The 18093-nt window shown below is 59.0% G+C and carries 18 protein-coding genes; 8 read left to right on the forward strand and 10 right to left on the reverse strand.

The window, feature by feature from the left end; genetic code table 11:
* The first annotated feature begins 10 nt into the window (after positions 1 to 10).
* Together pheA and ACFQDI_RS07170 are read left to right on the forward strand one after the other, a co-directional pair.
* Positions 11 to 1096 (forward strand): chorismate mutase, encoded by a 1086-nt coding sequence (gene pheA / locus ACFQDI_RS07165; RefSeq protein ID WP_377164891.1) that lies wholly within the window; start codon positions 11 to 13, stop codon positions 1094 to 1096.
* A gap of 58 nt (positions 1097 to 1154) precedes the next feature.
* Positions 1155 to 1757: a CAP domain-containing protein gene (locus ACFQDI_RS07170; protein WP_377164893.1), complete on the forward strand. Its 603-nt coding sequence runs from the start codon at positions 1155 to 1157 to the stop codon at positions 1755 to 1757.
* 13 nt (positions 1758 to 1770) lie between these two features.
* Here ACFQDI_RS07170 and ACFQDI_RS07175 read toward each other — a convergent pair whose 3' ends face one another.
* From ACFQDI_RS07175 to xseB, 3 genes are all read right to left on the reverse strand, one after another.
* Positions 1771 to 3153, reverse strand: a complete 1383-nt coding sequence (locus ACFQDI_RS07175) for an SUMF1/EgtB/PvdO family nonheme iron enzyme (protein ID WP_377164895.1) — start codon at positions 3151 to 3153, stop codon at positions 1771 to 1773.
* A gap of 189 nt (positions 3154 to 3342) precedes the next feature.
* Positions 3343 to 5235: a 1-deoxy-D-xylulose-5-phosphate synthase gene (gene dxs / locus ACFQDI_RS07180; RefSeq protein ID WP_377164897.1), complete on the reverse strand. Its 1893-nt coding sequence runs from the start codon at positions 5233 to 5235 to the stop codon at positions 3343 to 3345.
* Positions 5236 to 5239: 4 nt separating this feature from the next.
* Positions 5240 to 5587: an exodeoxyribonuclease VII small subunit gene (xseB, locus tag ACFQDI_RS07185; RefSeq protein WP_377164899.1), complete on the reverse strand. Its 348-nt coding sequence runs from the start codon at positions 5585 to 5587 to the stop codon at positions 5240 to 5242.
* Between the two features lie 271 nt (positions 5588 to 5858).
* Between xseB and ACFQDI_RS07190 the strand changes: the two genes are divergently transcribed.
* Positions 5859 to 6980, forward strand: a complete 1122-nt coding sequence (locus ACFQDI_RS07190) for a hypothetical protein (RefSeq protein ID WP_377164901.1) — start codon at positions 5859 to 5861, stop codon at positions 6978 to 6980.
* A 67-nt stretch (positions 6981 to 7047) separates the two neighbouring features.
* On the opposite strand, the gene ACFQDI_RS07195 is transcribed toward ACFQDI_RS07190, so the two are convergent.
* The 4 genes from ACFQDI_RS07195 to folD form a co-directional block, all read right to left on the reverse strand.
* Positions 7048 to 8343, reverse strand: a complete 1296-nt coding sequence (locus ACFQDI_RS07195) for a DUF1501 domain-containing protein (RefSeq protein ID WP_377164903.1) — start codon at positions 8341 to 8343, stop codon at positions 7048 to 7050.
* Between the two features lie 45 nt (positions 8344 to 8388).
* Positions 8389 to 10602, reverse strand: coding sequence for a DUF1549 domain-containing protein (locus ACFQDI_RS07200; RefSeq protein ID WP_377164905.1), 2214 nt, complete (start codon positions 10600 to 10602; stop codon positions 8389 to 8391).
* A gap of 280 nt (positions 10603 to 10882) precedes the next feature.
* The gene (locus tag ACFQDI_RS07205) at positions 10883 to 12439 is read right to left on the reverse strand and encodes a S10 family peptidase (RefSeq protein ID WP_377164907.1); all 1557 of its coding nucleotides are present in this window, start codon (positions 12437 to 12439) and stop codon (positions 10883 to 10885) included.
* A 49-nt stretch (positions 12440 to 12488) separates the two neighbouring features.
* Positions 12489 to 13367 carry a bifunctional methylenetetrahydrofolate dehydrogenase/methenyltetrahydrofolate cyclohydrolase FolD gene (folD, locus tag ACFQDI_RS07210; protein WP_377164909.1) on the reverse strand — a complete coding sequence of 293 codons (879 nt, stop codon included), beginning with the start codon at positions 13365 to 13367 and terminating at the stop codon, positions 12489 to 12491.
* Positions 13368 to 13590: 223 nt separating this feature from the next.
* Between folD and ACFQDI_RS07215 the strand changes: the two genes are divergently transcribed.
* Genes ACFQDI_RS07215 through ACFQDI_RS07225 form a run of 3 tightly spaced genes read left to right on the forward strand, consistent with a single transcriptional unit; the run spans position 13591 to position 14903 of the window.
* Positions 13591 to 14178, forward strand: coding sequence for an RNA polymerase sigma factor (locus ACFQDI_RS07215; protein WP_377164911.1), 588 nt, complete (start codon positions 13591 to 13593; stop codon positions 14176 to 14178).
* Entirely contained in the window at positions 14159 to 14464 is a 306-nt protein-coding gene (locus ACFQDI_RS07220; RefSeq protein WP_377164913.1) for a hypothetical protein, read from the forward strand. The genes ACFQDI_RS07215 and ACFQDI_RS07220 overlap by 20 nt, the downstream gene beginning before the upstream one ends.
* Positions 14465 to 14471: 7 nt before the next feature.
* Complete coding sequence (locus ACFQDI_RS07225; RefSeq protein WP_377164915.1) at positions 14472 to 14903, forward strand: hypothetical protein; 432 nt, start codon at positions 14472 to 14474, stop codon at positions 14901 to 14903.
* Positions 14904 to 14954: 51 nt separating this feature from the next.
* Here ACFQDI_RS07225 and ACFQDI_RS07230 read toward each other — a convergent pair whose 3' ends face one another.
* Positions 14955 to 15164 (reverse strand): hypothetical protein, encoded by a 210-nt coding sequence (locus tag ACFQDI_RS07230; RefSeq protein ID WP_377164917.1) that lies wholly within the window; start codon positions 15162 to 15164, stop codon positions 14955 to 14957.
* Positions 15165 to 15254: 90 nt separating this feature from the next.
* Here ACFQDI_RS07230 and ACFQDI_RS07235 point away from each other — a divergent pair, with 90 nt between their 5' ends.
* Both ACFQDI_RS07235 and ACFQDI_RS07240 read left to right on the forward strand, forming a co-directional pair.
* A complete protein-coding gene (locus tag ACFQDI_RS07235) occupies positions 15255 to 15419 on the forward strand; it encodes a hypothetical protein (protein WP_377164919.1) in 165 nt (54 codons plus the stop codon).
* 175 nt (positions 15420 to 15594) lie between these two features.
* Complete coding sequence (locus tag ACFQDI_RS07240; protein WP_377164921.1) at positions 15595 to 16290, forward strand: 3-keto-disaccharide hydrolase; 696 nt, start codon at positions 15595 to 15597, stop codon at positions 16288 to 16290.
* Here ACFQDI_RS07240 and ACFQDI_RS07245 read toward each other — a convergent pair.
* Positions 16245 to 16865, reverse strand: coding sequence for a hypothetical protein (locus ACFQDI_RS07245; RefSeq protein ID WP_377164923.1), 621 nt, complete (start codon positions 16863 to 16865; stop codon positions 16245 to 16247). The genes ACFQDI_RS07240 and ACFQDI_RS07245 overlap by 46 nt on opposite strands.
* Before the next feature lie 11 nt (positions 16866 to 16876).
* Positions 16877 to 17989 (reverse strand): NHL repeat-containing protein, encoded by a 1113-nt coding sequence (locus ACFQDI_RS07250; RefSeq protein ID WP_377164925.1) that lies wholly within the window; start codon positions 17987 to 17989, stop codon positions 16877 to 16879.
* Between the last annotated feature and the right edge of the window lie 104 nt (positions 17990 to 18093).

Raw genomic sequence — 18093 nt, forward strand, 5'->3', positions numbered from 1 at the left:
GACGCGGCCCATGTCCCTTGAAGAAGTTCGCAACAAGATCGACAGCATCGATCAGCAGCTGCTGCGTCTGTTGAACGAGCGTGCCGAGCTGGTGCATGCTGTCGGTGAGATCAAACGCAAGGATGACCTCGACATCTACGTGCCTGGCCGCGAAGACAAGCTGCTGCGCAAGCTGGCGGAGATCAATCGTGCACAGAATGGACGTCTCACCGAGCGTGCGATTCGTGCGATCTACCGCGAGATCATGAGCGCTGCGCTCGCCTTGGAGGACAGCCTCAAAATAGCCTATCTTGGGCCCACGGGCTCCTGGACGCACCAAGCGGCGGTGAACAAGTTTGGCCATTGTGTCGAATACCTTGCTGAAGCCAGCACCGAAGGCGTGTTTGGCCGGGTGGCTGCGCAGATCGCCGACTACGGCGTGCTTCCCATCGAGCACTCGACTGAGGGAGCTGTGCATCACACGCTCGACCACCTGGCCGACAGCGCATTGCAGATCTACGCCGAAATTTTGTGGAAGGCCGATGCCGCCGTCATGGCACAGGGGCCGAACAGCAATATCAGCGAGATTCATGGCCGGGCGCAGATGCTCGCGCATTGCAGGCCCTGGCTCATGCAAAGTTTCCCGGGTGCACAGCTCATCGAGTCCCCCAGCTCCAGCGCGGCGGCCACCCTGGCTGCGCAAAATCCTGCTGTGGCGGCGCTGGGCACTCCCCTGAGCGCGGAACTGCACGATCTCCGTGTCATTGCCACTTCCCCGCGTGAATACGCCACCCAGACGCGGTTCATCATCCTCGGTCGCCGCTCGGGCCCGCCCTCTGGCAATGACAACACCATGCTCATGATCCATGCCAAGGACCGCGTGGGCGCCCTCATGGAGGTGCTGCAGGTGTTTGCCTCGCGGAATGTCAACGTCCGCCAGATCGAGAATCGCCCGACTTCCTGTGGCACCCAGGCACGTTTTTTCCTCGAAATCAGCGGCCATCATACCGATGCCACGCTTCGGCAGGCCATCAGCGCCCTCGAAGTCGAAGGCATCGCCGTTCAGGTGAAGGTGCTCGGCAGCTATCCCGCTCCGGGTTGGGTGGAGGAGCGGTGATTTTCAGGCGCAGAGTGCAATCAGTTGCCATCATCCGGAGCCTGCCTTCTTTCTCCTGATGAGGCTGATTTCGCTCCTGCTTGCTGTCGCGCTGCCTCTGTGGGCAGATGATAAGGCAAAACCGGTGGCTGATGTCCAGCCATGGACGATGGCCGACTATGCGCGGTTTACTCCGGAAACGTTCCGCCAGTACCCTCCTGTGCTGCGGGTGATGCAGCGCGAAAGCATGGATGGCGGGCTGCTGAGCGCAGCGATCTTCTTTGCCACCAATGCTGAGCGTGAGAAGCACAAGCTGCCGCTGTTTCAAACCGCGCGGGCGCTGGCGGCATGTGCCTATGAGCATTCCAGGGACATGGCGTTGGAGAATTTTTTCTCTCATGAGAACCCGCACAATCCTGCCAGACGCACGGCATGGCAGCGCATGGAGGCCTGGGGGCTGAAAAGCGGTGAGCGTGCCGAAAACATTGCCATGCGCACCACGAATGGCCTCACTTACCTCGCTTTCGCTGATGAGATGGTGAAGCTGTGGATGAAATCACCCGGACACAGGGCGAACATCCTCAACGGCAGAGTCCTCTTTCTGGGCTGCGGTGTGCATGCCTGCACGTGTCCGAAATTTCATCTCTATGCCACACAGAACTTTGCTTCGGTGGTGCCGTGAGTGTCTGCAGGATTCAGAGGCCGCGAACGACTCGAAAGCCCACATAGATCGCGCCCAGTTCCCCTGGCAGGCTGAAGCGGCTGGCACAGCGGGCATCGGCGGCTGTGTGCCGCCAGCTTCCTCCTCTGACAACGCAGTTTTTGCCCTTGTCAGGTCCATGGGGGTTCTCCAGCGCAGGCACTGCGTCTCCGTAGTCCGGATCATAAAAGTCCCAGCACCACTCGGCTACGTTGCCAGCCATGTCATGGAGGCCGTATCCATTGCTCTGGTAGCTGCCGGTAGCAGCGGTGTAGGGGGGGCTGCTCATCAGGTGGGCTGCAGTTCCATCATGCCGGCTTTTGTCATAGCTGATGAGGTGTGAGCCATGGTAGTTGGCCTGTTCATGCCTGATTTCGTCCCCCCAGGGAAAGCGGTTGTCTGCGAGGCCGCCTCTGGCGGCGAACTCCCACTCGGCCTCCGTAGGCAGGCGGTAGCCGTTGGCTGCCCAGTTGACATGCTGATTGCCGATGTCCACCATGCCTTTGCGGGCGACGTTTCGCCAGGTCGTTTCGGTGTAGTAACAAGGCGTGAGCCCCTCTTTTTCACTGAGTGCGTTGCACCACTTCACAGCATCCGTCCATGAGATGCCATGCACGGGGTGGTCATGCGCCTTGCCGCTGCCATCTGGAAGATCTGAGTAGCCGTGGCTCCGACCCCACAGCATGACTGTTTCCCAAAGCTCGAGATTGACCTCATGTTTTGCCATCAAAAGCGGTGCCACGCTGACCTGATGAGGCCTCGCATCCTTCAATCCGTCCAAGGAATCCCCCATCGAAAAAGTCCCGCCTTTGAGTGCCACCATCTGTATTTGGCTTCGTGGCACAGGCGCAGAGAGGGTGGCTGCTTTGGGTGAGTCAGTTTGTTTTTCTGAGGCGGCGGGAGCTGCTGGTTGCGGGCTGGACTGCTGAGCCGTGGCGGTAGGCACTGCTGGTTGCGGGCTCGACTGTTGAGCTGTGGCGGTTGGGACTGCTTGCTGCGGGCTGGATTGTTGAGCCGTGGCGGTGGGGATGCCATGACTAAGCCCGAGCAGATAGCCAGCAAAGGCGGCCACTAGAAAGCCCGCATCAGTGACCCACTTGGGCAAAGGCTGGGCACGCCGGTTTCGCCGGGACGGACGGCTGTAGAATGGCCGTTCATTTCCCCAGGCGACTTCATGGGTCTCCTGTTCAGGTTCGGGAGAAGATGGGTTGTCCTGGTGCTGTGTCTCGTGGTACCGCAGCCAGCCAGCCTGCCTTCCGGCATCAATTGCTTTTTGTGGGTAGTCGGAAACGGCGGCGTCGTTTCGATAGGGCATGGAGACTTGAGGGCGGCCTTTGAAAACTTCTGAACAGCTTTTTTCAGTGCATGCAAAACTCATGTCACTTCGTCTCTGAGACTTTTTCAGTACAGCTCAGATCAGGAATAGAATCAGGCAAAGAGCGGAGCATTGCCAGAAGGAAAGCTGCGGGTGATCGCAGTTGAATTAATATTTAGACAGTGCCGTTACAGGCGTCATGAGGTGAGCGGGACAGACTCAGAAAGTCTTTCCCACCCGAGTCCTTGTCTGTCAGGCCTGCCCCAGGGCATTGAGCACTTTTGCGACTGTGTTTTCCACACTCAGACCATGCTTTTTGCGAAGCACTGAAGGGGTGCCGTGCTCGATGAACTGATCAGGCCACCCGATCCGAACGACGGGGGTATGAATGCCCGCATCGCTGAGCTGTTCGATGACACCAGCACCAAAACCATTGCGGAGGACATGGTCCTCGAGGGTGCAGACAACCTTCACCTTCCGGGCAAACGAAGCGATGCAGTCCATATCCAGAGGTTTGATCCAGCGCGGATTGATCAGAGCGACGGAAAGGCCTTTGGCTTCGAGCTCTTTCTTGGCAGCTTCAGCCACGGGGAACATGTCGCCGAGGCCGATGAGGGCGACATCGCTGCCATCGGCAATGACTTCAGCCTTGCCGATCTCGAGCCTGACAGGCTTGTCTTTGGGCGTGACGCCAGGGCCGTTTCCACGCGGGTAGCGGATGGCGATGGGGCCGCTCTCGTAGCATGCCATGGTCCACAGCATGTCCACAAACTCATCTTCATTACGAGGCTGCATGTGGACGATGCCCGGGATGCCACGCAGATAGGCGATGTCGAAAAGGCCATGGTGAGTGGGGCCGTCATCACCGCTGAGGCCTCCACGGTCCATGCAGAGACGCACGGGCAGGTTTTGGATGGCCATGTCATGCACGATCATGTCAAAGGCACGCTGCATGAAGGTGGAGTAAATGGTCAGAAATGGCTTCAGGCCCCGTGTTGCCAGGCCGCAGGCAAAAAGCGCCGCATGCTCCTCGGCGATGCCGACATCGTAGTAGCGCTCTGGAATTTCTTTTTTGAAGACGCTCAAACCCGTGCCCCCGGGCATGGCGCCCGTGATGGCCACGATTTTTTCATCTGCCTTGGCAAAGTCGGTGACACTGCGGGCAAAGACTTGGGAGTAGGTGGGTTTGTCGCTGGTCGGGGTCTCGCCGGTCTCGACGGTGTATTTGCCCAGCCCATGGAACTTGCCTGGATCATTGAGGGCGGGGGTGTAGCCGCGCCCTTTCTCCGTGATGATGTGCAGGATCACCGGCTCATCCTGGGTCTTGAGAAATTCGAAGGTCTGGATGAGCAGCGGGATGTTGTGCCCGTCGATCGGGCCGTAGTAACGGATGCCGAATTCGTCAAAGAGTGAGCTGCGGTTGGAAGGGGTCTGGCTCTGCGGCAGAAGGATGTTCTTGGCGTGGTCTTCGACCTTTTTGGCGATGCGGCGTGCGTCCTCGCCCAGCACGAATTCGAGCAGTTTGCCGGCCTTTTGATGCAGGTTTGCGTAGGCCGGATGGGTGGCGATGGAATTGAAGTACTTGGCGATGGCGCCGACATTGCGGTCAATCGACCACTCATTGTCATTGAGCACGACGATGAGCCGCTTGGTATGTGCGGCGACATTGTTCATCGCTTCAAACACAGGGCCGCAGGTGAAGGCAGCGTCTCCAGCCACGCAGACGACGTGCTCGTCACCTCCGGCGAGATCACGCCCCGTGGCCATGCCAAGGGCGGCTGAGAGGGCAGTGCCGGCATGGCCTGCGCCATAGCAGTCGTGCTCGCTTTCGGTGCGGAGCAGGAAGCCGTTCAGGCCATCGTGCTGGCGGATGGTGTGTATGCGGTCCCAGCGGCCGGTGAGCATTTTGTGGACGTAGCCCTGGTGCGCCACATCGAACACAAAGCGGTCCTTTGGAGTGTCAAAAACCCGGTGCAGGGCGATGCTCAGTTCCACCACTCCGAGGTTTGGCCCCAGGTGGCCCCCGGTCTGACTCAGGGTGTTGATAAGTGTCTGGCGGATTTTTTCCGCGAGGTCAGGCAGTTTCTCCAGCGGCAGGGCTTTGAGATCGGCAGGGGAGTTGATGGCAGGCAGTTGGGTATCCACAGGTCTAAAAAAGTCTAATTTCGCCGCCTTCAGTCTCGGCGGTTTTGCGACGGCGGGCTGGGGAGCGGCTTTTTTCGGTGTCTTCGGCGCTCTCGTCGTTATCGGCGGCATCGTCAAATGATGTGAGCGACGCTTTGCCACCTTCCAAGTCGGCACTGATCAGCTCCACCCGGCGGCGGGCGCCGTCGATGCGCTGACGACACAGCTTGAGGAGACGTACTCCGTCTTCGTAACTTGAAATCATTTCCTCCAGAGAAAGCTGTCCGTCTTCCATGCCCGCGACGATCTCGTCCAGACGCTGCATGGCGTCTTCGAAGGAGGGTTCATCGGACTTGGGAACGGGTTTGCTCATAGGGTGTCTCACCAGCCTGGGCGGCACGGAAGGGCGCCCATTATCCGGGCTTCAAAGAAGCCCGCAAGCAGGAAAAGCCGTGCGTGGAAGGCAATTAACCACCAGATGCGCCTGGCTGAAAACTCAGAATGCCACGCGACTGGCAAATGAGGGGGGATGGCCGCGCCCTCAGCAGCCAATGGCGTGGCAAGAGTCGAGACGTGTCACTCAGAGATGAAAATCGCATTAATTATTAAATTTATATTTATTGCTTTTGAGTATATATTTAGAAGTGAGGATTCATGAAGTCAGACTTTGTCTCTATGCAGGCATCATCGGCGCGATGCTATGGCCGCAGGATGCGCATGCCTATCTGGGCAGTTTTGAAGAGCAAGATGGCTATCGTGTTCCGATGAACGGTCAAATTCTGTCGGGTTACCTGGCTGGAGATGCCCAGTATTATCTCAACAACAACATGGCCAATGGCTACACCGGGGTGGTGCCTGTGGGGGCCTATCCCAATACCTTGGGGGATGGAACGAACGGGCCTGACGTTTCGCGCTACAACGCTGGTCAATACGGCACGAACAGCTACGGCCCGGGAGGTGGGGCGGCGGACATTGCTGACAATTCAGGCCTCTGGAAGGCCCTCTCGGGAGGACGGCTTTATGAAGATGCCACCGCTCCCTACTACTATGGGAGTCAGTATGATAGAAACCAGATTGTCGCCTATCGGAATACCATGCCGCACACGGGCTCGCAAACCCTGAACCTGATGGCGTCTGATCAAAGCCTGAGCTATCTTTACATAATGGACTCCCGTGATTTTGGAGGGATTTCTCCCGCCAGCACCGAGGGATTGCTGGTCAGGATGTCATTCTGGGTCAAACCCTCGGACTGGGATGATCCGGATACAGGCAATATCCTGGGGGTGTCCCTGCTGGATGCAGCCAATCAATTCGTGTTTGAAGTCGGCTACACAGGAGACAATTTCCTGCAGTACCGCCTGAGTGGCGGTGCCTGGCAGACGACGGCCTATCAAATGGGCACCCTGGGCTGGTCTGAAATTACGGTGGCGCTGGATACGCTGAACAATACCGCCAGCCTGGGAATCAGCGCGTACAACGATGCGAATTCGCTGCTGGGCAGCAGTAGCAGTGTCATTAACAGCCTGAGCCTTGGGCTGAGCAGTGGTGCCATCACCGGTCTGCAGTGGGACTTGCGGGGAGGAACGCTGGACAACGGGGCCATCAGTTACATCCAGAGCTTTGATGACTTTAATTTTTCAGTCGCTTCCGTAACGCCCGTGCCGGAGCCCGGCGGGGTGGTGCTGGTGCTTCTTGCGGCGGCGTTGCTGAATGCTCCCCGCAGACGGGGAGGCATGAAAACTCAGGGCCTTGGCTGGGAGGAATAAAGGGGACAAAAAAACACCCGGTCTTGCGACCGGGTGCTTCTCACTGTGCAGATGCTGCTGCGCTTGATTATGCGAAGATATCGAGGACGGGCACCCCCTTGTCGCCGACCGTGAACGGACGGTTCGAAGGAGACATGACCACTTCGTCCACAGGCAGGCCCATGGCGTGGCCGATGGTGGCCTGGAAGTCCTGCGGTGTGCACTGCTTGTCAGCCACACGGCGTCCTTCCTTGTCGGTGGAGCCATAGACGAAGCCACCCTTGACGCCGCCGCCTGCGAAGACGGTGGAGTAGGCGAGCGGGTAGTGGTCACGGCCATCGTTTTCATTGATGTCCGGTGTGCGGCCGAACTCGGAACCCATGACGATCATCGTGGATTCGAACAGGCCGTTGGAGATCAGGTCTTCGATCAAGGCTGCGAAGACGTTGTCCATCGTGGCTGCGGTTGTGCCGAGAGCGGTGTCGATGGTGTTGTGCATGTCCCAGCCACCCGACTGAACTTCGACGAAGCGCACACCAGCCTGAACCAGACGACGGGCAAGGAGGGCTCCCTGGCCGAAGTTGTTTCTGCCGTATTTCTCACGCACTGCCTGAGGCTCCTGGCTGAGATCGAAGGCCTTGAGGTCTTCGCTCTTCATGAGTTTCACCGTTTCGTCATAAAACTCGGAGTAGGACTTCACCTCGTCCGACTGGAATTTTTTGCGGAAGGAGGCGTCGAATTCGTCGGTCAGAGACAGACGCTTCTTGAACTGATCTTCCGAGGTAGTCGGCTTGATGTTCTGCAGGCCGGTCTCTGGATTGGAGATCGGGATGGGGCTCATCGTGGTCGGGAAGAAGCCTGCGCCAGGGAACGCATTGCCGCTGTTGACGACCACGCTGTCCGGCAGGGTTGGCCCCTTGATGCGGCCCAGGAAATGAGAGGCCCAGGCGCCGATGCAAGGATGAACGATCGTGCCACGGGGTTCATAACCGGTCTTCATCACATAAGTGCCCTGATCATGCACCCCGGTTTTGGAGCTCATGGAGCGGATGATGGAGAACTTGTTGGCAATTTTGGCCATCTTTTCCATGGTCCCGCCGAGACGGTCCATATTGCCAGAGCCTGCATTCGCCTTGATGGGGTCGGTCGGGCCTTTGGTTGGTCCGTCCTTGGGATCCCAGGTGTCGATGTGGGTCATGCCGCCACCCATCCAGAGGAAGATGACGTTTTTGGCCTTGCCGAATCCGGGGGTGCCAGCACCTGTGGTGCCTGCCGCAGCCAGATTCAGAGAGGGCATGACGGTCACGCCGAGCGCGGCCTGGGCCGTGCGCATCATGAAGTCACGACGGGCGATGGGGTTAAGCTTGTTGAGTTCTGATTTCATAAAATAAGGATTAGCGCGTTACGTGTTGTGAATGGATCTGCAGATTTATTGGATGAAAATGAACTCACGGGTGTTGATGAGAGCCCAGATCATGTTGGCGTAGCCGTCATCTCCGCCGGAAAGAGCGCGCTTGGCGATGTCTTTCTCAGGAAGGGTCGGGCGGCGGTTGAGAACCGAGACAAACAGAGCCTCCACCTTTTCAGGCGGCGACTTCACTTTTTCCATCGTGCGGAAGACCAGTGAATCCGGGCTGGTCAGCATCTGCTGAGCCTTGCCGTTCATCATCATCAGCACCTGTGGGACCGAACCGGTCTTGACGCTGCCGTCGATCAGGGACCGCGGGGACTGGCCGAAGTCGATCAGGAAGTGACCTGCCGGGGCAGGCTGCTCCAGCGTGGATGCGCGGCGCAGAATCATGCCGTTGTAGGTGAGGGAGGCATTTTCCATCATGTCACCGGCAGGCTTTGCTGCAGCGGGTTTGCCTTTGGCTTTGCCGCCGCTTTCCATCATCATGTCGCCACCGCCCGCTTCGGCAAGACCACCACCCATGAGGGCGCGCTCTTTTTCGGCCATCTTGCGGAAGGCGTCATACTTCACCAGCACGGTCTGAGCATCCAGCTTGGGATTGCTGAGGTCCAGGTCGATGGAGCGGCTGTAGAGATCTTCCAGCGGCTTGGCATACTTGTCAGGGTCACCCAGAACCAGGGTCATGTAGGAATCCCATGCCTGCTCGGCACTCATGCGGCGGAGAAGCGGGCCCTGGAAGTAGTAGGGCTCACCCATGGCGATCTTTTCGGAGGTGGCTTCGGACTGGTAGGCGCGGGTGTTGTAGATGATGCGCATGAAATCCTTGATGTTGAACTTCACCCGTTTCATTTCTTCAGCCAGATGCAGGAGCAGTTCGGGGTTCACGGACTGCTTGGGATCATCGATGTTGGTCACCGGCTCCGAGATGCCCTGACCGAAAGCACGCTTCCACATGCGGTTGGCAATGGCCATTGCAAAGCGAGGGTTGGAAGGATCGGTCACCCATTTCGCGAAGGCTGGGCGAAGTTCTTCCGCAGACTTCATCTTCTGCTTGTACGCAGGAAGGTTTTTGTCATTTTTGCTCCAGGTGATGAACTTGGGCTCCACCGGATCATTCGGCTTGGCGTCCGGGTACTTGTAGTCATGGGGCAGCTTCATGCTGTTGGTGTCCATGTCGCCGACGATGAAACGGTTGGCTCCCATGTAGTTCTGGATGCCATTGCGGATGCGCTTGATGTCCATGCCGCTCTGGGTCACCATTTCTTCGATCTTGGGCATCAGGTCCCGCATGGCATTCGCTGCCATCATGCCAGAGGAGTCTTTGGCTTTGCGGTTGCTGGCCACGCGCATGTTGGTGGTGGTGGCTCCGAAGAAGGAGGCCATTTCATAGAACTGGTGCTGGGTCCAGTCGGAGAATGGGTGGTCATGGCACTGTGCACAGGCCACGTCTGTACCCAGAAACACGGCGAGGGTGTTTGCCAGGTTGTCCAGCGGCATGCCGGCGTCACGCAGAAGGTAGCCTGCGGCGCCATCCTGCCACATCTTGCCTTTGGCGGTCAGCATGTCGAACACCATCTTGTCCCAGGTGACGTTCTTCTCGATCTGGTGCTGCATCCAGTTGATGTAGGGGACGCCGCGCAGGTTGTCCTGCTCGAGGCGGTCTTTCACGCGCAGCATTTCAGCGAAGTAGTTGAACGTGTTGCTGTTGTAGCCAGGGCTGTCGAGCAGCATGTCAATCAGCTTGGCACGCTTGTTCGGGTTGCTGTCCTGGATGAACTGCATGGTTTCCGTGTAGTTCGGAATGCGGCCCACGATGTCGAGATAGACGCGGCGCACGAACTGCTCGTCGTTGGCCATGGGGTTGAATCCGGTGATCGGTTTCTTGCCTCCCTTGGCTCGTTCAGGATTGGCGCGCACAAGGCCATTGGCCACGAGGCGGTCAATCGCGGCAGATGCCTGGGCCACGGTCGCATTGGCCAGCATCACCGGCTGGTCAGAGGGCTTCATGCTTTTTGCCAAAGCCTGATCCTCCGCAGACAGCCTGGTCAGAGCAAACTTGTGAGTGACTCCATCAGCGGTTTTCAGGATGATGTCCTCACCATCGAGACCGATGAATGAGGCGGTGACTTGGCGGCCGGAGGTGTCCGTCCAAGTGCGAACTTCCGCCAAGGCGGAGGACACACAAAGTGCGGAAACAAGCAGGCTGCTGAGCAGTTTCTTGGTTTGTTTCATGGTGATGTGGAATGAGTGAAATTGGCTTCCATAGGTTCGAACGAGCCGGGGGGGCTTCCAATTAGGGGGAATTTGTCGTTTTTTTGAGTTTTTGGCCAGCCGGGAGACCTCAGCAGGCCCGATTGCCCAGTCGGAGCAGGGTTTTGTCCGGTTAGTCGCCTTTCAGCTGGCCGGATTGGGCTACAGCTGGTCCAAGATCGCCATTCGCCAGGATGAGGGGCTGAATTTCCGTGTCTTATTTATCTTTTATGAGAGCTTTCCGCGGCTTTTTGGGGTGAATTTACTTTAATGCCTTGATAATGAATGAAGTAATGTCGTTGTGCATTTTCTCCATGTCCGGACGATTGGTGTACATCATGTGGCCGGACTCGTACTCCGCGAATTCGATGTTGCCGCGCAGTTCATCGGGCAGCCGCATCTGGCGCACGCTCAGGAGCATGTTGTCTGGCGGTGTGACGAGATCCCGCCAGCCGGTAAGTGCCAGCACTCTGAGGTGGGGGTTCTGTTTGATCGCCTCGGCCAGCTGGCCGCTCACACTGGTGTAGCTGTTGCCCTTGCCGTGGTTCCAGTTTGGCTGTGGGGCCAGCACTTCATAGGGGAGATCCTTTTCATAATGCAGTTCCTCGCGCAGGTAGGCGTTCATGGAGGCTGCGGCTACGCTGCCCACGACACGCATGAAGGGCTCGATCTGTGGGTGGATGTCCGACTCATCGCCATCGCGCCCTGTCACACGGGCATCATAGGCACCCAGCACCAGCTTTTCTTTGCGCAGCAGCATTTCACGGAACACACCACTGTCGATCCGCAGTTCCTGCTGCTCGATCAGCTTGGGTTCCAGGCCCGTGAGTCTGGCCAGCTTTTTCACCACGCTCTCACGTTCTGCCTGGGGCAGGTCATTTCCCTTCAGCAGGGCGGAGGCGTATTCGCCGAAGGCAAAGGCGCGTGATTCGGCCACGGCTTTTTTGAAATCGGCCTGCAGGTCTGGGGGCAGCTTTTTGTGATAGTGCGCCGTGGCCGTCATGGCCGGCAGGCCCACGAGGTAGGGTGTTTCGTTCAGGGGGCCGGAGAGCAGCGTGGCGTAGTCCAGCAGGCCGGAGACGATCACAATGCCGTTCAGGTACATGCGGTGCCGCTGCTGCAGATGCTGCGCCAGCCCGCCGCCACGGATGCCGCCGTAGCTTTCGCCGGCGATGAACTTTGGCGAGCTCCAGCGCTCTTCGCGCGTGACCCACAGCCGCATGAACTCGCCCACACTGGCGATGTCCTCCTGCACGCCGAGAAACTCCGGCAGGTTTTTGGGATCCTCCGGACGGCTGAAGCCAGTGTTCACCGGGTCGATGAAAACGAGGTCCGTCACATCCAGCAGCGAGAACTCATTGTTCACCAGGCCACCCGGCGGGCGTGGGGGCGTGAGCCCGTCTGCAGGCAGGTCCACGCGCTTGGGGCCAAAGGCCCCGAGGTGCAGCCACACCGAGCTGCTGCCCGGGCCGCCGTTAAAGCAGAACGTCACCGGACGTGTGCTCTTGTCTTTCACCTCCTTCATCGTGTAGGCCGTGTAAAAGACCTGCGCCGAGGGTTTGCCATCCGGCTTCAGGATGGGCAAGGTGCCTGCCTTGGCCTGATACGCGATCTCCTTGCCGCCGATGGTCACCTTTCCCTCCGTCACGACGGGCTTGTCTGACTCGGACTTTTTGTCGTCCTTCTTCTCCGGCTGCTTGCCTTCCTTTTTTTCGGAGGCGGGGGCGGCGGGCTTGTCTGGTTTGGCTTCGTCGGCGTTGAGACAGACCGGCGTCGCAAGAGCCAGTAAGGTGGTCAGAAAGGTTGGGCGGATGCGCATATCCGCGCAGCATGGCATGCGCGCTCCGCCTTGAGAATCAAAATCCTCGTCAGGCCGCCGCCTGTTTGCAGGCCTTGATGGTGTTGGCCATCAGCATGGCGATGGTCATGGGGCCCACACCGCCCGGCACGGGGGTGATGGCGCGGCATTTGGGGGCGACTTCATCAAAGGCCACGTCGCCCACGAGCTTGTAGCCCTTGTCACTGGTGGCATCGTCCACACGGTTGATGCCTACATCGATGACCACGGCACCTTCCTTGACGTGCTCCGCCTTGATGAAATGCGGGCGGCCAATTGCCGCGATGATGATGTCCGCCGTGCGGGTGATGGCAGCCAGATCCTTGGTGCGGGAATGAGTCACGGTTACGGTGGCGTCTCCGCCCTTGCCCTTGGCCATGAGCAGCAGGGCCATGGGTTTGCCCACGATCATGCTGCGGCCCACCACCACGGCGTGCGCTCCGCTGGTTTCGATGCCGGCCTCAATCAGCAGGCGCTGGCAGCCCAGCGGGGTGCAGGGCACGAAGCCGGTGGGATCTTCCAGGGCTAGCTTGGCCACGTTCACCGGATGGAACCCGTCCACGTCCTTGGCGGGATCAATCGCGCGCACGATCGCAGCTTCGTCGATGTGTTTGGGCGGCGGGCTTTGCACCAGGATGCCGTGGATGGAAGGATCGTTGTTCAGGGCATCCACGTGTGCCAGCAGTTCCTCCTGGGTGGTGGAGGCTGGGAGCTCGAGCTTGACCGAGTGCAGGCCCAGATCGCGGCACTTTTTGTCTTTGGAGCGGACGTAGGCGCGTGAGGCAGGATCATCACCCACGAGCACGACTGCCAGGCCCGGCTTGCGGCCTTGTGCGGCCAGCGTGGCGATGTCACGGCGGCATTCTTCGAGGACTTTTTCAGCGACGGCGGTTCCAGAGATGAGCTGCATGTTTTCAGGTGGTGCAGGCGGGGCAGGGAGTCAACCGCCGAGGCCAAAAACCCCTGGCTTGATTTTTCTGTAACCAGTAGTCGCAGCCCGGCATTCAGGACTTTAGCCGCGGAAGTATGTGGCGGATGCCCTGAACAAGTCTGAAAGCCTCGTTTATGACGTTCGCTCAATGAGCCGCTGCGTTGCCATTTTTTCGTTTTGGAATTACCTCAGTTGCTCTGCCGTGACCGCTCCAGCCCACACCGATATCCAGAGGGACGATGACCTCGTTCTGGTGCAGTCGGCGCAGGCGGGCGACCTCGAGGCCTTTGACCAGATCATCAAACGCCATCAGCCCACCATGACCGCCATGCTTCATCGCTTCTCCAGCAGCCGTGCCGATCTTGAAGACATGGTTCAAGAGTGCTTTGTCCGTGCCTGGCGTGCGCTGCCGCAGTGGCGGCCAGACAAGCCCTTTCTTCACTGGCTCAGGCGCATCGCCGCAAATATCGGCCTCGAATTCTGCCGCAGGCATCAGCGCTCGCCATTCTCTCGCCTGGTGCAGCCCACGGCGGAGGGGCATCCGCTCGACCAAATCGCCTGCGCTGAAGATTCCTCGCCTGGGAATGACCTGGCCAGCGTTCAGTTCATCCTTTCCCATTTGCCGCCGGATGACCGGGCCCTGCTCACGCTGCTGCATCTGGAGCAGCTTCCTCTTCATGAAATCGCCGCGCATTTTGGCTGGAGCAAGGCGAAGGCCAAGGTGAAAGCCTTCCGCGCGCGGCAACGACTCAAAACCATCCTCACACGTCATGGATACACCCTCGACTAATCGGCGATCCTGGAATCGCCTCACCCAAAGCGCCCGCCTGGCCTCCATGCCGCAGGGGGTGGATGTGAGGCTCGCCGTCCGGGCAGAAATCAGCGCGCCGCAGTGCCGACGTCAGACCGCTTCTCTTTGGGATGATGTGCTCGATCTCTTTTGCTCCCGCTGGCTGCAGGCCGGTTTTGCAGCTCTCGCCCTTGCAGCGTTTCTTGCCTGCCATCACAGCCTGGATGTGTTGAATGAAATGGCCTGGATCTGGCAGCTTCAGGGGCCCGTGTTCGCTGGTATTTGATTCTCTTATGCACTCTTCACCCACCATCTCATCACGCTGGAAGGCCGCGCTCCTTCTTCTGCTGGTTTTCATCCTCGGTGCAGGCTGTGGCATCGGCGGCGGACTGCTTGTGCTGCGCCGTTTTGTTCAGCGCGCCATCGCCCATCCTGGTGAGTCCCAAGCGCCGGTGGACCGTCTCATTGACAAGGTCGAATCTGCCATGGTGGCGGAGTTGTCTCTCACAGAGGCCGAGCGCAGCGCCGTGCATGCGGAGTTGCTGCAGACGGCGGCTGAGTTCAAGCTGCTGCGTGCCGAGGTCTGGCAGAAGGCGGGCTCCGGTGTGGCCGGTTGCTTGGACCGCATCTGCAAACACCTGCCTTTGGAAAAGCAGGAAATCCTGCGAAAAAAAGCCGCCGAACGTCTCGGCCCCTGGGGGCTCCTCGGCAGCGAAAACCCATGACATCCACACATCGGGGACCACGTCTCCCGGAAGCGCCTGGGGCCTCAGCTATCAGGCTGCAGCCAGCAGCTTCTGCCTGCCGCCCTCGGCCAGCAGGGCGGCAAGTTCCGGCATGTAGCGGGTGATTTCGTGCGAAAGCATGGACAGCCGGGTTTCGGATTTCCAGCTGCCTTTTTTGCTGCGGTCAGTGTCAGTCAGTTCGACTTCAACAAGGGTGGAGAAGACAGTGGAGTCGGCCTGAGGATCGTGTTGAAGTGTCATGATGATAGGGAAGGTTGATCCGGCGTCAGAAGGACGAGCTGTCCGTCCTTGAGAGTCCATTTGCGTCTGTCCAAAGCTCCCGAGTTCAACATGGCATCTATCCCATTGCTCAACAGCATCCTCGCCGCCTCGGCGGGGCTGCTGCCAAACGTGCCCTTCAAAGTCATGTCTTCGAGGTACTGCTTGATCTGCGGTGTGATCGCGATCGTCAGTGACAATGAGTCGAAGGTGTTTGAAGGGCGGGCCATCCAATAATAACCGGGTAATAACCCCATTTTAATTCCATCCTGACCCTATGGTCAAGGTTGGCTTCGATTTATTTGGGGTTTTTACCCCATTAAAACCCTGGATTTATTTAAGTTTCCTTAAATAACTGGGGCTTATCGATGGAAAATCACTCTGAGCAGCGTTCCCAAACTCCCAATCACCTATGAAACGCTACTTCACCGTTACACTTCCCGCCGCCCTGCTGGGTTTTGCCCTCTTCAACCTGCATGCCGAAACCAAAAGCGAAGAGTGGCAAAACTGGTTTGCCGATGGCTCCCTCCAAGGCGGCCAGATCATCAGCGGCAAGGCTACTTACAAAGTGGAAAACGGCGTGCTGACCGGCACCACCACGGAGGGCAGCCCCAACACCTTTCTCGCCATCGGTCCCTTTAAAGACTTCGAACTCGAATTTGAAGTGAATGTGGACGATGCGCTGAATTCCGGGGTCCAGGTGCGCAGCCACATTGCCAAAGAGGGCGATCCGGTGCCCGAAGGGGCCAAAGGCAAGCTTCCCGCCGGCCGTCTCTACGGACCACAGTGCGAGATCGCGATCAACGGCACTGCCGGCGATTTCTATGATGAAGCCCGTCGTGGCACCTGGTGGAGCATTCTGACGAAAACCGAAGCCGTGCGCACCGACGCCGCCAAGGCAGCCTTTAAAAAAGGTGAGTGGAATCACTACCGCATCGTCGTAAAGGGCGATCACTACCAGAGCTTCGTCAATGGAGTGCCCGCTGCTGACTTTGCCCAGCCGAATGACCCCGAGGGCTACATCGGCTTCCAGGTGCATGGCATCAAGGCGGGCACCGGCCCCTACAGCGTGCGCTGGCGCAATGTGAAGTTCCGCGAGACGAAGTAAGCCCCGACTAGCAAAAAAAGGCCGCCTGCTCCTGCGGCCGCCATCCAGCCCCGCCACCACGGTGTCTGCTGGATGGGAATGGGGCGGGAGCGGTCTCCCGCCAGCAGGAGCATCCAGCGGGGAGGCGTTTCCGGATGCGACAGATCCTGGGTCCAGAGCAGCACATCGTGCAGTTTGCCCTTCTGCATTTCAAAGACGATCTCCGGCTCGCTGCTGCGCCACCTCCATGACGAAGTGATCAAGGCATGCTCCTCGCCTTCCGTGCCAGAGGGTAGATAGGCGGCGGGTGCGTAATCCGCCCAGTTGTGGTGCTCTGAAATGCGAGCTTTGCCCACAGAGTTGAGCGGCGTCAGCACGTCACCTTGCCGCAGGCGCACCGGATCTGCCAGTGCCTCCAGCGCTGCGGCTTCATCCATGATGAGGGGATTGCTGCCGTAGTCCGCGGTGATCTCCAGCAGCACTTCGGCCTCAGGCAGCAGCGTGAGCTTGGCACTGAGAAATTCCGCCCCGTGCCCCAAAGCACACAGGGGGGCCAGAACGGCTCCCCCTGTGGCGAGAATGAGGATGGATCGCACAAGGCGCATCATTACTTCTTCACGTTCCACTTCAGCACACGGCCCCACTTGTTCCACTCGGTCTCGAGGATGTTGCCGTCGTTGTCAAAGGTGATGCCGTGCGGGCTCGTGACGATGCCCTGCTTCCAGTCCTGCGGAGGAATGCCGGGGGTGTTGGTCAGCGCCGGGCTGGTGCCCAGATCGGCGACACGCTTGTTGGCCTTGTCCCACACGCTGACATTGCCGGCGATCTCGGCCACGCACATCAGGTCGCCGTGGAAGCTGGCGGAGCTGGGGTTGCGCATTTCGGTGGCAATCTCGCTGATGAAATTGCCTGCAAGGTCGGTGTGCAGCATCCGCTTGTGACCGCGGTCGCAGATCATCACGCGGGCGGGCTCAAAGCGGGTGTCGATGAAGATCTTGTGGGCGTTGGCCAGAGCAAGCGGCTTGTCAGGGCCGCCAAAGACGCTCTTGAATTTGCCATCTGCACTGAACACGAAGATGAAGCTGCGGCCGTAGCCGTCCACCACGTAGATGTCGCCATTGGGGGCCACATCGCAGTTGGTCAGCTTGAGGCCGCCGGCAGCGCCCACGCCTTTCTCTTTCGCGATTTTTTTCTCCGTGCCGTCAGCGAGTTTCAGGGTGATCTCCGTTTTGGAGTCAGCGATCTTCACGCCGGAGGCGATGGGGGTCTTCTTTTTCGGGTCGGCTTCGTCGCTCTTGGTGACACTGACGAAATCACGCTGCTCGGCCGGGAAGGCGCTGGTGGGGATCTCCATCACCACGGTGCCGTCCAGGTTGCACTTGATGACTTTCTGCTCACCCAGCACGGCGGCGTAGATGTGCTCGCCATCGCCCAGTTTTCGGATCACAAAGCCATGCAGGGAAGGGGGCAGAGGCAGGGTTTTGATGAACTTGCCGTCCTTGCCATAGACCTGCAGGCCAGCCAGGGCGGGGTCTTTGTCCTGCACGCTCACGTAGATCTTGCCGGTGGAGTCCACCGCGATCTCCCCGTGGCCGTCGCCAATGGTTTCCTTGCCGGGAGGCGGAGAGATGAAGTTGGGAACGAATTCATAGGACACCTCGGCGGCAGCGGTGCCGGCCAGGGCCATGACAGACAGGAGGGAGAGAATGCGGTTGCTCATCAGGCCGATTCAAACGAAGCCGGGCGGCAGGGTCAATCGTACAACAGCGATTTTGCTGGATGATCCTGTCATACGGCAGGAAACTTCAGGTCACATAGCTGGTT

Source organism: Prosthecobacter fluviatilis, assembly GCF_042655725.1.
GTDB lineage: Bacteria > Verrucomicrobiota > Verrucomicrobiia > Verrucomicrobiales > Verrucomicrobiaceae > Prosthecobacter > Prosthecobacter fluviatilis.